The organism is Campylobacter sp. 2018MI10 (assembly GCF_018501175.1).
In the GTDB taxonomy this organism is placed as follows: Bacteria; Campylobacterota; Campylobacteria; order Campylobacterales; family Campylobacteraceae; genus Campylobacter_E.
On record NZ_JAHCZD010000018.1, the window covers coordinates 1 to 14,174 of the forward strand.

14 protein-coding genes are annotated in these 14,174 nt (G+C 28.0%); 1 reads left to right on the top strand and 13 read right to left on the bottom strand.

The window, feature by feature from the left end:
• The 13 genes from KJR01_RS07950 to KJR01_RS08010 all read right to left on the bottom strand — a co-directional run.
• On the bottom strand, window positions 1–1,042 hold a 1,042-nt coding region (locus tag KJR01_RS07950), incomplete at its 3' end, for a molybdopterin-dependent oxidoreductase (protein WP_214118361.1).
• A gap of 146 nt (window positions 1,043–1,188) precedes the next feature.
• The gene (locus KJR01_RS07955; RefSeq protein WP_214118364.1) at window positions 1,189–1,452 is read right to left on the bottom strand and encodes a FlhB-like flagellar biosynthesis protein; all 264 of its coding nucleotides are present in this window, start codon (window positions 1,450–1,452) and stop codon (window positions 1,189–1,191) included.
• Window positions 1,449–3,371, bottom strand: coding sequence for a hypothetical protein (locus tag KJR01_RS07960; RefSeq protein WP_214118365.1), 1,923 nt, complete (start codon window positions 3,369–3,371; stop codon window positions 1,449–1,451). Before KJR01_RS07960 ends, KJR01_RS07955 begins: the two co-directional genes overlap by 4 nt.
• Entirely contained in the window at window positions 3,364–4,560 is a 1,197-nt protein-coding gene (locus KJR01_RS07965) for an MFS transporter (protein WP_214118368.1), read from the bottom strand. The genes KJR01_RS07960 and KJR01_RS07965 overlap by 8 nt, the downstream gene beginning before the upstream one ends.
• Window positions 4,557–4,970, bottom strand: a complete 414-nt coding sequence (locus tag KJR01_RS07970; RefSeq protein WP_214118369.1) for a hypothetical protein — start codon at window positions 4,968–4,970, stop codon at window positions 4,557–4,559. Before KJR01_RS07970 ends, KJR01_RS07965 begins: the two co-directional genes overlap by 4 nt.
• Window positions 4,963–5,403, bottom strand: a complete 441-nt coding sequence (locus KJR01_RS07975) for a copper resistance protein CopD (protein WP_214118371.1) — start codon at window positions 5,401–5,403, stop codon at window positions 4,963–4,965. The genes KJR01_RS07970 and KJR01_RS07975 overlap by 8 nt, the downstream gene beginning before the upstream one ends.
• A 124-nt stretch (window positions 5,404–5,527) precedes the next feature.
• Window positions 5,528–8,080 carry a bifunctional aconitate hydratase 2/2-methylisocitrate dehydratase gene (locus tag KJR01_RS07980; protein ID WP_214118373.1) on the bottom strand — a complete coding sequence of 851 codons (2,553 nt, stop codon included), beginning with the start codon at window positions 8,078–8,080 and terminating at the stop codon, window positions 5,528–5,530.
• 63 nt (window positions 8,081–8,143) lie between these two features.
• Window positions 8,144–9,994: a primosomal protein N' gene (locus KJR01_RS07985; RefSeq protein WP_214118375.1), complete on the bottom strand. Its 1,851-nt coding sequence runs from the start codon at window positions 9,992–9,994 to the stop codon at window positions 8,144–8,146.
• Window positions 9,994–10,614 (bottom strand): type II secretion system protein, encoded by a 621-nt coding sequence (locus tag KJR01_RS10275; protein ID WP_350028236.1) that lies wholly within the window; start codon window positions 10,612–10,614, stop codon window positions 9,994–9,996. Before KJR01_RS10275 ends, KJR01_RS07985 begins: the two co-directional genes overlap by 1 nt.
• A gap of 1 nt (window position 10,615) precedes the next feature.
• On the bottom strand, window positions 10,616–11,074 hold the full coding sequence (locus KJR01_RS07995; RefSeq protein WP_214118377.1) for a prepilin-type N-terminal cleavage/methylation domain-containing protein: 459 nt from the start codon (window positions 11,072–11,074) through the stop codon (window positions 10,616–10,618).
• 1 nt (window position 11,075) lies between these two features.
• A complete protein-coding gene (locus KJR01_RS08000) occupies window positions 11,076–11,558 on the bottom strand; it encodes a type II secretion system protein (RefSeq protein ID WP_214118379.1) in 483 nt (160 codons plus the stop codon).
• Complete coding sequence (locus KJR01_RS08005) at window positions 11,542–11,880, bottom strand: hypothetical protein (RefSeq protein WP_214118382.1); 339 nt, start codon at window positions 11,878–11,880, stop codon at window positions 11,542–11,544. The genes KJR01_RS08000 and KJR01_RS08005 overlap by 17 nt, the downstream gene beginning before the upstream one ends.
• A complete protein-coding gene (locus KJR01_RS08010) occupies window positions 11,864–12,097 on the bottom strand; it encodes a hypothetical protein (protein WP_214118384.1) in 234 nt (77 codons plus the stop codon). The genes KJR01_RS08005 and KJR01_RS08010 overlap by 17 nt, the downstream gene beginning before the upstream one ends.
• 86 nt (window positions 12,098–12,183) lie before the next feature.
• Between KJR01_RS08010 and uvrB the strand changes: the two genes are divergently transcribed.
• Window positions 12,184–14,151: an excinuclease ABC subunit UvrB gene (gene uvrB, locus KJR01_RS08015; RefSeq protein ID WP_214118387.1), complete on the top strand. Its 1,968-nt coding sequence runs from the start codon at window positions 12,184–12,186 to the stop codon at window positions 14,149–14,151.
• Window positions 14,152–14,174: the final 23 nt, after the last annotated feature.

The following is a 14,174-nucleotide window of genomic DNA, read 5'->3' on the forward strand; positions in this document are numbered from 1 at the left end:
TTTTAGCCATAAGTTCTGCTAATTCTTTTATTTTTTCTGCTTTTATACCTGTAATTTTTTCTGCTAATTCAGGAGTTTTTGGATTATTCTCATCAAATAATCTTTCTTTTAATTTAGCAAATCCTACCGTGTATTTTTTAAGGAATTTTTCATCGTGAAGATTGTTTTTAATTAGATGATAACACATTGCTTCTACTAAGGCAACATCGGTTGTAGGATTAATAAATACTTGTTCTGCATCTAAAAATCTTGCTGTATGATTTACCACAGGGTCTATATTTATAACTCTAATTTTACCTTCATCTTTTAATTTTTTTAGTTGTTTTAAATAGCTATAAGTTTCATGCATAGGAACTCCCCAGCCTATTTGGTTGGTATTTGCTATATCAACTGACCACATTACAACTACTTTTGAATGTTCTAATATATTTTCCCAAGAAGTTTGCTTAGCATTTGATTCATCAACACCACTAATATAAGGAGTAATTGCACGAATACAATGAGTTGAGTATGTAAGAGTGCTTGTGGTATATCCACCAGCAATTGCTAACATTCTACCAAGCAAACTTTGTGGGTTATTTATATTTCCAACACAATACCAGCCATAACTACCACCAAAAACAGCATTAGAACCATATTTTTCATAAACTCTTTTAAGCTCATTAGCTACTAATTCATAAGCTTTTTCCCAAGTAATCTCAACAAATTCTTCTTTACCCCTTAAGTTTTTAGGAGCTTTTTCAAATCCTTTTTCTAAAACACTTTTTCTAACGCTTGGGTTTTTAATTCTATCTGGAGCATAGGTTCTAGATAAAACTCCTTGTAATAATGTTGTAGGACACTCATCTTTTTCAAATGGTATTATGCTTTCTAATTTATTATTTTTAACAATAGGATAAAAAGCTCCAAAGTGCGTAGCACTAAATCCATCTACTGCACCTATTGGATCACCTGCTACAAAATCAACAGCACCTAAACTTGACGCACTAGCTGCTACTCCTGCTGCACCTTTTAAAAAGCTTCTACGAGATAACTTTTCCATAAATTCTCCTTTTAGTTTAAATAAAACTTAATTTTTTAAGTTATATAAAAATTATAATATTAAAATATGAAAATAAGTTAATGGAATAATTTTAAAAGCTTGATATTTATTAATTTGAATATTATTCTAAATATTTAAAAAAATAATCATTTCATTTCTTTTGACATTCTATAAATGAATGAAAATACTTCGGCAACAGCCTTATACATTGCAGGTGGGATTTCTTCTCCTAATTCTAATTTGCTTAATACTTCACATAATTCTTCATCTTCTTTAATAGGAATATTATGCTCGTTAGCTAATTTTATAATTCTTTCGGCGATTTCTCCGCTACCTGTTGCCATTACTTTTGGAGCATTATTTTTATCTTTGTTATAGCCTAAGGCTAGGGCTTTTCTTATCTTACTCATACTTTTTTATTAAATCCTAAGTCTAATGTATATTCATCTTCGTATTTGCTTTCTCTTAATTTACTGATAAAGAAATTAGAAGTAATTAAACCAGCTTTTCTTAAATCTTTTTTAAAACCCCTTGCGTGATTGATTAAGATTTCTCTAAAATTATCATTTTCTATCATCATATTAATATCTAAATATTTATCTTGATTTAAACCAAGCATAATATTAATAGCTCCAAGTCTTTTAAATTTTAGCTTAATTTGTGCGTAAAATTTATCTTCGCTATCACTTTTAAAACTAATATTTGATTCATCTAAATCATCTAAAGAGTAGGGTAAATATGTATTTACTTCATTATTTGCAACTGATATTATTTGGTTTAATTCTATTTGATTTAATAGTTTTTGGCTCATATCATAGGCTACTTTATTATCTTTTGCTAAAGCTACTTTTGAAGTTTGAAGCAGTATTGATTTAGCATCGTTTGAAATGGAGTTGTTTATATGTTCTGCAGTTCTAGTTACAACCTGATTTATATCTTTTTTGGCTTGATTTAAGTGAGTTTTTAGGCTTTTTATTTCTTGAGTATTTATATAATTTTTAAAACTTTCTTCATTTTTTAAATTAGCACTTAGTAATTTTGTCAAACTTTCAATTTTATTTTGCAAACTCAAATTCTCACTATTTAAAATAGAACTTATTGTATTGTTTTGATTGATTGCTTGTTTGATTTCTGGATTATTCAACAACTTTAATTCTTGTTTAATATCTTGAGATTTTGTTATATCTTGTAAAGCTTTTAAATCACTTTTTATATCTTCACTTGATTTTTCTATAGGTTTTTCAGTAGCTTTTATTTTATCATCTGTGGTTTTAGAATTTAAATTATTGATTTTTTGATTTTCCTTATTTTCAAATTCTTTTGTTGTTTTTATTTCAATTTTATTAGTATCTTTAGTATAAATATCATTATTATTTTTTAGAATTTCTTTAATATTTTCAAGTTTGCTTAAAATATTATTCTCATTATTTGAAATTTTATAATTATTTTGCACATTTGATGGGTTGTTTATGATTTCTTTTGCTAGATTTTTTATGTTTTGAATATCAGCTTTTAAACTTGCTAATTTTGGTAATATGCTTTTTGCTTTATCGTTTTTAACTTCAATATTTATTAGGTTTTTTATTTCTTTATTGATTTTATCTTCTAATTTATTTGCTACTTCAATTAGTTTTAGTGGTTCGGTATTTTTTTGTAAATACGCTCTAGCGTTTTTTAATAATTCTAAAGTTTTTATAACAGGGGTAGGGGTTGATTTATTTTCTAATTTTTGATTTATAAAATTTTCTAATTTTTCAAGGGATTTTTCGGCACTCATTTGCTCTTGACCGAGTTTAAAAATCTCACTTTTTAAATCACTTGTTTTGATATTTTTCATAAATGAAATAAGCCTAAAAAAGCTTTGTGGTAAGGCTTGTTCGTTTAGATTAGCCCTTAGTTTGCTCTCTAAAAATACTCCTGAATTATTTAAAGCTTGAAATAAGGCTTTTGAATCTTGCATTTTGGTATTTAATAAATTATCAAGCTTACTTACAAATACTTCTAAATCCTTATCCTTGCTTAAAATTGCTTTTAATTCTTTAATATCTTGAGCAATATTTTTTGAAATATTTATGTTTTTTGCATTTTCGCCTAGTTGGTTTAAATCTTTACTTGATTTTATTCCATCAAGTAATTTATTTACGATTTTTTTAAGACCTAGCTCTAGTGTTTCATCTTCGCTTAAGGCTTCATTGATTAATGAACTACCTTCTTTTAAGGGTTCTTTAATATCTTTTGTATCTTTTACATTGGGTTTTAAATTCCCTTGTTGCTTTAGTCCTAAATCACTATTTACTAAAGAATTTAAAGTCGTATTTATATTATTCATCGTTGCCTAAATGCACAAATTGACTTGGTTTTTGCTCAAATTCTATTCTATTTACAGCGTCAATTTTTGGTTGGGTAAGAGTAAAAATAGCTAAGAAAAACAATAAAACTATATAAACTAAAATATAAGCATTAGCTCCAAAATTACTTATCATAAAGCCTAAAATTATAGGAGATAAAACAGAGCTTGATACATAAGCAAACATTAGCGTTCTTCCGATTTCAAGCATTTGCGAGCTTTCTTTTGCTCTATCACTAGCCCTTGCAAGTGCTAAAGCATATACGCAAAAAAGCCCCATTCCAAGGAAAAAGCATAAAATAAATATAGCAATTTTGTTACTTGCTAAAAAATATAGCCCTAAACTAGCAAAAAATGCAAGTATTACGCAAGATAAAATCGCTATTTTTCTACCATAAGTATCAGAAAATTTACCTATAAATAATTGTGCTATAAATCCGCCTAACATTGCTGTAAAAATTAGCAAAGATATATCTTGAATATTGTAATTTAATGCTAGAAAATATGTCTGAGACATAGAAAAAAATCCATTCATTAAAAAGCCACCAACAAATGCTGATATAAATGCTAGTTTTGATACATTAAAAATATTTGGGATACTTATTTTACGCCTTTCTTTAAGGATAGGTTGTTTGATTTTTAATAAATTAAGCGGTAACGAACATAATAAAATCACTATAACAGCTATTATAAATACATTATTGTAATCTGGTTCAAAATATAACAATAATACTCCTATGGCAAATCCAGAGTAAAATACTATTTCATAAATTGAAAGCATTCGTGAGCGAATTTCGTTTTTTGATTTTTGATTTATCCAAGATTCAATAATTACTAATAATGTATAGTATGAAAATCCTATTGTAAATCTTAAAATAGCCCAAAAATATATTTCTTTTGTAAATATATGCAAAATTGCAGCTATAGCAAATAGTGAAGTAAAAAAACCAAAACTTCTAATATGTCCTACTTTTTGAATTAGACTATGAGAAAAAAATGTGCTAATTAATGCACCAAAATATATGCTTGAACTTACTAATCCTACATAAAATTCATCATATCCAAGATTTTTTAGTAGTATAGAATTTGAGCTTAGTAAAAAAGAATTTCCTACAAACAATAGCAAAGACGCAAATAATAATGCTCTTAAAGAGTTGATTGTTTTTATCATTTAAATATCCTTACTAATAATAAGTTTAAAATTATTACAAAAGAACTTGCAAAAAAAGCAATTATATTAAAAAGCTTATTATTAATTAATATTAATACGAGTATTATAAAAAAAACATAGGCTAAAAACTTATATATATTTATAAATATTTTATAATGTTTAATTGCTTTAAAATTCTCTTTAATTCCTTTTTTTGGTATATAAATAGGGTTTGTATTTTGTATAAAAAATCTAGGCTTACTTGCAATTTGGAATTTAGGTAATGATTTTTTAAGACTTAAATAGCTTAGAAATGGAATTATTAAATTAGCATAAAATGCTAGTTGGATACTATAAAAAGCATCTAAACTAGCAAAGTATAAACATAAAGCTATATTAAAAAATATTAAAGATATTGCTAATTTATACATAAAACATTAACTTAGCACAAAGCACAATAAGAATAGCTAGAGTTAATGCTAGTGGGTGTATTATTTTATTTAAAGGATTTGGTTTTTTGATTACGAATTTGAAAATTAAACTAATAGCTACCATTATAAAAATTAAGCTTGCAAAAGCAACTTTTAGCATAAAAATTTTCTGAAATGTAGTGTCAAAAAAGCCAATCTCGCTACCAACCCATCTACTCATCATCATACCGCCTGTAAGTATTAACAATACTACACAAATTGGCATAATCTTAATAGCTCTTTTAGTTATGCTTTCTTGAATTTGTTGTGCTAATTCTTGGCTTAGATTTTTCTTAGCACGACTAAATATAACAACATCAAAAAACAAATAACCAACAAAAATAATCGCACAAAAAATGTGAATAATAAGTGCAAATGGATATAAACTTTCCATAAAAATCCTTTCATAATATTTTTAAATGAGATTATATTTGTCTTTTTTGTTTGTTTTATTGATTTAGCTTAATTATTATAAAAGTTTATTAATAAATTGTTCTAGGGCAAAATGCCCTAGATTATTAATCTACTTTAAAGTTTTCAATTTCATTGAAGTTTAGATATTTGTAGATATTAGCTTTTTTGCTATCGCTTATTTTATCATTTACTAATTCTAAATATTCGCTTGGGTTTGGTAAGCGACCAAGTAAAGCACAAACAGCAGCTAATTCAGCGCTACCTAAATAAACTTGAGCGCCTATACCCATTCTGTTATCAAAGTTTCTTGTGCTTGTACTAAATACAACAGCTCCATCATTTACACGAGCTTGGTTACCCATACATAAGCTACATCCTGGAACTTCAATTCTAGCACCTGCTGCACCATAAATTGAATAATATCCTTCTTTTGTTAGTTGAGCTTTATCCATTTTTGTTGGAGGTGCTACCCATAGACGAGTTTTAAGCATACCTTTACCTTTAATAACTTCTCCTAAAGCTCTATAATGTCCTATATTTGTCATACAAGAACCAACAAATACTTCATCAATATTTTGTGGGCGTTTGCTATCTGCTAATACTTCACTAAGAGTTGCTACATCATCAGGGTCGTTTGGACAAGCTAGGATAGGCTCTTTTATAGTATTTAAATCTATTTCAAAAATATGCTCATAACTAGCGTCTTTATCAGCTCTTAATAATGTAGGATTATTAAGCCATTCTTGCATTCTAGCTTTTCTTCTTAAAAGTGTATTTTTATCTTCATATCCAGCTTCAATCATAGCATCAATTAAGCTTATGTTAGAATTTAAATATTCAGCTATGCTTTCTTTACTTAAATTAACACAACATGCAGCTGCGCTTCTTTCAGCACTTGCGTCGCTTAATTCAAATGCTTGTTCTACTTTTAGATTTTCTAAGCCTTCAATTTCTAAAACTTTACCAGCAAAAATATTCTTTTTGCCTTTTTTCTCAACCGTTAAATAACCTTCTTTTATAGCTACATAAGGAATTGCATTTACTAAATCTCTTAATGTAACACCAGGTTGTAATTCGCCTTTAAAACGAACTAAAATACTCTCAGGCACATTAAGTGGCATAGCACCTGTTACAGCAGCAAATGCTACAAGTCCTGAACCTGCAGGAAAACTAATACCTATTGGAAATCTTGTATGTGAATCAGCTCCAGTTCCAACTTCATCAGGCATAGCAAAACGATTTAGCCAACTATGAATTACCCCATCACCTGGTTTAAGTGAAACCCCACCTCTTGAACTCATAAAATGTGGTAATGTTGTGTGTGTTGTTACATCGCTTGATTTAGGATATGCTGCTGTATGGCAAAAACTTTGTAATACAAAATCAGCATTAAATCCTAAGCTAGCAAGTTCTTTAATCTCATCTCTTGTCATTGGTCCTGTTGTATCTTGACTACCAACTGTTGTAGTTTTTGGCTCTATATACATTCCAGGAACAACGCCTTCTAAACCACAAGCACGACCTAGCATTTTTTGAGCTAATGTATAACCTTTAACTTTTACTTCAGGTTGAGATGGTTTTTTAAATATTTCTTCTTTTGGCATACCTAAAACATCTCTAGCTTTAGCACATAATCCACGACCTACGATTAGTGGAATTCTGCCACCTGCACGAACTTCGTCTAAAAGAGTATTTGGATTTATTTCAAAAGTTGAAACAACTTTACCATCTTTTTTAATTTGTCCGTTTGCAATATCAACAACAAATCTATCTCCCATTTCAAGATTTGTAACATCACAAACTATTGGTAAAGCACCACTATCTTGAGCGGTATTGAAAAAAATTGGAGCAATAGTTTGTCCTAAAATCACACCGCCTGTGCGTTTATTTGGAACTCCTTTTATATCTTCACCTATGTGCCATTGAACTGAATTTATTGCTGATTTACGGCTTGAGCCAGTTCCTACAACATCACCTACATAAGCTACTTGAATGCCAGATTTTTTAAGTTCTTCTATTTTTTCAATACTACCTGGTTGTCTTCTAACTAGCATTGCTTGTGCGTGTAAAGGAATATCACTTCTAGTAAATGCTTCACTTGCTGGACTTAAATCATCTGTATTTGTTTCTCCATTTACTTTAAAGCAAACGCATTCAATTTCAGATGCTACTTCAGGTCTTTTAATAAACCATTCTGCATTAGCCCAACTTGTTAGAACTTTGGTTGCGAATTTATTTCCTTTTTTATGTAATTCAGCAACTTTATCAAAACCATCATGAACGAAAATAATATTAGTTAAAGCATTTGCAGCAAGTTCTGCAATTTCATTGTTTTCTAAAGCTTTAAGTAATACTCTTACATTATAACCTCCAAGCATTGTGCTTAGCATTGATATTGCTTCAGATTTATTTATACAGGTGCATTTACTATTGTTAAATAGTATTTTTTCTAAGAAATCACATTTAATAAGCGCAGAATCATCAACACCAACACCAACACGATTAGCTAATAAATCTTTTAATTTTTCGCTATTTTTATTGTTGTTTTCTAAAAGCTCACATAATTGTTTTGTCTGAGCTACATTTAAAACCAATGCAGGGACATTAAGAGCAGCACGCTCTTCAACTAATTTTTGGTATTCTTCTAAAAATGCCATATTAACTCCTTTAAAATTTTTAAAAAGATTATAAATGCTTTAGATAATAAAAAAGTAGTTTTGTCAAGAAAAATGTATAGGGTCTATATCAATTGTTACTTTTTGTAACTGTTTGTAGTGCAAGGCTAGGTTACTTAGTAACATTTTTTTATTTGAACGGAGCAAAATATAATATCTATAATTATTGTTAATTTTTTCTATAGCACATTTTCCATAGCCTATTATTTCATAATCATTATCGTTTTCTTTACTATTTTTTAAATGATTTGCCAAGTCTTCACATAAATTACTTGCTTCTATTTCGTTTTTTGATGCAATAATTAATCTTAATAGTCTTTTAAATGGTGGATAATTAGTTCTAAAAAATTTCTCATCTTCTAAAAATTCATCATAATTTTGTAAATATTTTTCAAAAAAATCTTTATTTTGAGTATTTATTAACACTTTAGCTTTTTTGCTTCTTCCTGCACGACCAGCTACTTGAATAGCAAGAGCAAGTGTATTTTCACGAGCTTTATAATCAGGGTAGAATAAATATTCATCAAGTCCTAAAATAGCACAAAATGTAACATTTTTATAATCGTGTCCTTTTGATATTAGTTGAGTTCCTACTAAAATATCTATATTTCCTAACTCAAATTCTTCTAGTATTTCTTTAAGTTTAGTTGCCGAGCTTAATTCATCGCTATCTAATTTTGCAATATTTGCATTAGGTAAAGCCTTTTTTAATTCTTCGCATAATTGAGCTGTTCCTATTATTTTGCTTTCTAATATTTCGCTACCGCAATTATCACAGGTATTTTTTAAATACTCTTTTTTACCACAATAATGGCATTTATATGTTTTATTGTGTAAACTCATTGCCACAGAGCAATTAGGACAAACTTTTCTTGAATTACAATCCTTGCATACAACTTGACGATAATTACCACGCACTGGTAAAAATATCATACTTTGCTCTTTTTTATTTAAATTATCTTCTAATAAATCAAGTAAATTAGAGCTAGGTGTCTCAAGACTATCGTCAAAAAGAATTTCTTTTTCGCTTTGAAAATATGTGCCTTTTAATCTAAATTTATTTATATTTTGATTATAAAAACTTTGAAGACTTGGTGTTGCAGAGCCTAAAATGATTTTTGCATTTGTAATACTTGCTAGATAAATTGCCAAATCTCTTGCGTTATAACATGGATATTTTGAAGATTTATACGAATTATCGTGTTCTTCATCTACGATAATTAATCCTAAATTACTAAAAGGTAAAAAAAGTGCTGACCTAGCACCAATTACTAAAGGCTTATTTCCTAATTCAAATTCTATTAAATCTTTTTGTTTTTTAGCCTTAGTAATTTTGCTATGCCAAGTAATGAATAAATCTTTAAAATATACTTTCATTCTTTTTTGCATTTGTGGAGTTAGGCTGATTTCTGGCATTAAAAACAATGCTTGTTTTCCTTCATTAAGGCATTCTTGAATTAATTTTGCATATATTTCAGTTTTTCCACTTCCTGTATCTCCAAAAACCAAATTCATTTTATTATTTTGTAAGCTATTTAGACACAAAAGTTGTTTTTCATTTAGTTGTAAATTTATATTTATATTTAAATTATTTTTAGTATTAGATATATTTTTGCTTAGTATAAAACTATCAAGACATAAAGATATATTAGCAGCGTAATATTTACTCATAAATTCTGCTAATTTCATTTGATTATCAGTTAGAAATTCATTGAAAATACTTATTATTTGTTTGGTGTTAAAAGTTGGCTTTTCACATTTATTAATAACAATTGCAAGACAATTTTTATTATGTAATTTTACTTCAACCTTTGAAAATGGTTTAATTTCTTCATCACTTTCATAGGTTAAAGTTTCTAAATTATGTCCTAAAATCGCTACTTTGTAATAATTCATCAAGAAGCTGGTTTAATACAAGAAATTATATTATTGATAGAATCAATTCTTTTCTTATTACATTTATTACATACTGCTTCTACACATATTAATTCTGATTTTATACTTCTATAAATAAATTTATAATATATATTAGAATTAAATGTGTATTTATATAGTTCCATTTTTTCTTTATCTATGAACTTACTATCTTTTTTTTCTTTATCTAAGTAATCTTGAAAATCTTTATCTGGTTTATAAGCTGGGTTATATAAATCAGTCCAAGCAGAGTATGCTTTATCGCTTGTAGCTATTGTTCTTGCTAAAAAAAGCCAACCTTTATTCTCATCTCCTCTATCTAAGCCATCTTTAAATAAAGCTGTAAAAATTTTATCAGGTTCAATTGGTTTTCCAGAAGAATTTAAATTATCCAAAGTTTCAAAACTTGATACTTGTCCTACCATTACATTTTTTAGTAGTTGAGCGTTAATTTTGCCATTAATACCTTCAATTTCTGATTTTAAGCTAGCTATATCAGATTTAAATTTTAAATCAAAAAAATTAGGTAAAGCTACAGCCGATAATATCCCGATAATAACTATCGCAAATATTAACTCTATCATAGTAAAGGCTTTTTTCACTTTATTTTCCTATTTTTAATTTATTGCATTCATTTACATTTTGACAATTTAAACTTTTGTCAGTTTGTGAATATTTAAAATCAATACTTTTTTTATTATTAAAATAAAAAGATACGGTACTTTTACCATATCCATCATTGACCGAAATCCAACAAGGTGCATTAGTTTTAGATGGGTTGCATTCTTTTAATCTATTAAATACTATATTATCCTTATCTGTAACAATTCCTGTTTGATTTCCAAAATATAAATTCTTAGGGAATTTTTTTGAACCTTCTTCGTAAAGCATACTTTGTGAATACTGTTCTAGATTAGTAATTATCAAAACATATTCTTCTTTTAGTTTTAATATTTGTGCATCATCACGACCTACAAATAATTTAGGAATAGCAACTCCAGCTAATATACCAATAATAACTATTACAAATATAATTTCCATCATACTCATAGCTTTTTTCATCTTATTCTCCTATTATAGAACAATCTTCTGCTTTCCAACCGCTTAAGACCTTACTTTTATCACATTTAAAGCTTCCATCATTTGCATCGTATTTAAAAAATACTGCTGTATTTTCTTTAGGTTTTGTAACAAATAATAAATCATTGTTATTATTATCCCAGCCAACCGAATTTTTAGCTCTTCTATTAATTCCTTTTGCTACCTCATCAGCAAAAGCAGGAGCACCCTTACAAGGATAAGTTGTATCTATTGTGCTACTGGTAATAGAGCATAATATACTAGGATATTCTTTAATGCCTTTTTCTATATAAGTATTTCCAGCGTAGGCTTCAATACCTTTTCTAATAGCTTCAACTTGCTCTTTTAATTGCACTATATGTGCTGTGTCTTTATTAGCCATCATTTTAGGAATTGCAATTCCTGCTAATATTCCTATAACAGCAATAGCAAAAATCATTTCTATCATACTAAATGCTTTTTTCATCTATTTTTCCTTTATTGTTAAGAATATTTATAATATTTATTAAATCTTCTTTTTGTCTTTGCAATTCTGATTTAAGATTTACATTTTCTTCTTTAAGTTGTGAATTTTCTTCTTGTATTTTTTCAAATTCTTGCACTAATTGAAAGTGTGAGTAACTTTTTTTAAGATATAAATTAATAAATTGTGGTATTTCTATATTTTTTGTAGGGTTTTTTAGCTTATTTATATCATCATTTAAATAAGCTAAAAATTCTTTAGATGGAACATTAAAATTATAGCCCCTAGCTCCTAAGGTTATCGTAAATTTAGTTGTTGTTTCCAAGCACTTGCTCTATTGCTTTTAAGGTTTCTTCTTCAATTAGATTTTTATTTAATAACTCTTCTTCTAATTTACTGATTTCATACGATTGTGCTTCACATTTAGCTTTTGCTTGAGTTAATTCATTCATAAGTCTTTCGTTTTCGCTTACTAAATATTTATATTTTTCCATTAATTCTACTATTTTATTACTTAGTGTGCTTGTTATGTTATCGCTCATTTTGTTTATCCTTAATCAAATTTTAAAGCTGTGATTTTAATTATTTATAGTTAATATAATAATAAAAATTATTTTTTAGGATTAAAATGTTTGAGTTAATTAGTAATTATAAACCATCACCTGACCAAGCACAAGCAATAGAAAAAATTGTAAATGGTGTAAAAAACGGACAAAAATATCAAACTCTTTTAGGAGTTACAGGCTCGGGTAAAACCTTTACAATGGCAAATGTGATAAATAAACTTAAAATGCCTACTTTAATAATGAGCCATAACAAATCACTTTGTGCGCAATTATATAGCGAATTTAAAGGCTTTTTTGCGAATAATCATGTGGAGTATTTCATAAGCTATTATGATTATTATCAACCTGAAGCTTATATTCCTAGAACTGATACATTTATAGAAAAAGATAGCTCGGTTAATAATGATTTAGAAAGGCTTCGTTTAAGCTCAACTGCTTCGCTTTTAGCATACGATGATTGCGTTTGTATTGCAAGTGTAAGTGCTAATTATGGATTAGGAAATCCTGCTGAATATATTGATATGGTAGAATTTTTTGAAATAGGCAAATGCTATAAACAAAAAGAATTATTACTTCATTTAGTAGCTATGGGATATAGTAGAAATGATGCGTTTTTTGATAGGGGGAATTTCCGTGTAAATGGAGATATTATAGATATTTATCCAGCTTATTATGAAGATGATGCAATTCGCTTAGAATTTTTTGATGATGAATTAGAAAAGATTTATACTTTTAATACTTTTGATAATAAAAAAATCAAAGATTTAAATAAATTCACACTTTATGCTGCAAATCAATTTATAGTCGCTACTCCAACGCTTAAAAGAGCTTGTAAAGATATTAAAGATGAGCTTGATGAAAGATTAGAATATTTTAAAAAACAAGGCAAATTATTAGAAGCACAACGCTTAGAACAGCGAGTTGAATTTGATTTAGAAATGCTAGAAACTACAGGAATGACTAAAGGAATAGAAAATTATTCAAGACATTTAAGTGGGCTTAATGCAGGAGAAACTCCTTATACTTTATTTGATTATTTTAAAATAAAACAAAAGCCATTTTTAGTAATTGTAGATGAAAGCCATGTTAGTTTGCCACAATTTAGGGGAATGTTTGCAGGCGATAGAGCTAGAAAAGAAGTGCTAGTTGAATACGGCTTTAGATTGCCAAGTGCTTTAGATAATAGACCATTACAATTTGATGAGTTTATTAATAAAGATTGCTTTTTTTTATTTGTGAGTGCAACCCCTGCTGAATTAGAGCTTGAGCTTAGTGGAGAGTGTGTTTATCAGCAAATTATGCGTCCAACAGGACTGCTTGACCCTGAAATTAGCATAATTGATAGCGAAAACCAAATAGAGCATTTATATGATGAGATTAAAAAGGTGATTGCTAGAAATGAGCGTGTATTAATCACAACACTTACAAAAAAAATGGCAGAAGAATTGCAAAGATACTACACAGAATTAGGTATCAAATGTAAATATATGCATTCAGATATTGATGCAATTGAGCGAAATGAATTAATAATTTCTCTTAGAAATGCAGATTTTGATGTGCTAATTGGAATTAACTTGCTTCGTGAAGGACTTGACTTACCTGAAGTTAGTCTTATAGCTATTTTAGACGCTGATAAGGAAGGCTTTTTACGCTCAACTACGAGTTTAATTCAAACAATGGGAAGAGCAGCTAGAAATGTCAATGGAAAAGTAATTTTATATGCTAAAAAAATCACAAAATCAATGCAAGAAGCAATAGATATTACGAGTGAGCGAAGAAGCTTGCAACAAGCTTATAATAAATTGCACGGAATTACTCCAAGAAGTGTTGAGCGAAAATTAGAAAAGACTTTAAAACAAAACGAAGATAATGTTTCTATAAAAAAATCAAAAATAGAAAAAATGCCAGCAAATGAGCGGGCTAAATTAGTAAATGAATTAAGAGAAAAAATGCACCTAGCAGCAAAAGAGCTTGATTTTGAACAAGCAGCATTTTATAGAGATGAGATTAAAAAACTAAGAAGTATTTAAAATTTTAAAATTAATAATTATTA

What these genes read in the sequence shown, in the direction of transcription:
- KJR01_RS07955 (WP_214118364.1), bottom strand. Translation starts at nt 1,452, where the DNA reads ATGAGTAAGATAAGAAAAGCCCTAGCCTTAGGCTATAACAAAGATAAA.
- KJR01_RS07960 (WP_214118365.1), bottom strand. Translation starts at nt 3,371, where the DNA reads ATGAATAATATAAATACGACTTTAAATTCTTTAGTAAATAGTGATTTA.
- KJR01_RS07965 (WP_214118368.1), bottom strand. Translation starts at nt 4,560, where the DNA reads ATGATAAAAACAATCAACTCTTTAAGAGCATTATTATTTGCGTCTTTG.
- KJR01_RS07970 (WP_214118369.1), bottom strand. Translation starts at nt 4,970, where the DNA reads ATGTATAAATTAGCAATATCTTTAATATTTTTTAATATAGCTTTATGT.
- KJR01_RS07975 (WP_214118371.1), bottom strand. Translation starts at nt 5,403, where the DNA reads ATGGAAAGTTTATATCCATTTGCACTTATTATTCACATTTTTTGTGCG.
- KJR01_RS07980 (WP_214118373.1), bottom strand. Translation starts at nt 8,080, where the DNA reads ATGGCATTTTTAGAAGAATACCAAAAATTAGTTGAAGAGCGTGCTGCT.
- KJR01_RS07985 (WP_214118375.1), bottom strand. Translation starts at nt 9,994, where the DNA reads ATGAATTATTACAAAGTAGCGATTTTAGGACATAATTTAGAAACTTTA.
- KJR01_RS07995 (WP_214118377.1), bottom strand. Translation starts at nt 11,074, where the DNA reads ATGAAAAAAGCTATGAGTATGATGGAAATTATATTTGTAATAGTTATT.
- KJR01_RS08000 (WP_214118379.1), bottom strand. Translation starts at nt 11,558, where the DNA reads ATGAAAAAAGCATTTAGTATGATAGAAATGATTTTTGCTATTGCTGTT.
- KJR01_RS08010 (WP_214118384.1), bottom strand. Translation starts at nt 12,097, where the DNA reads ATGAGCGATAACATAACAAGCACACTAAGTAATAAAATAGTAGAATTA.
- uvrB (WP_214118387.1), top strand. Translation starts at nt 12,184, where the DNA reads ATGTTTGAGTTAATTAGTAATTATAAACCATCACCTGACCAAGCACAA.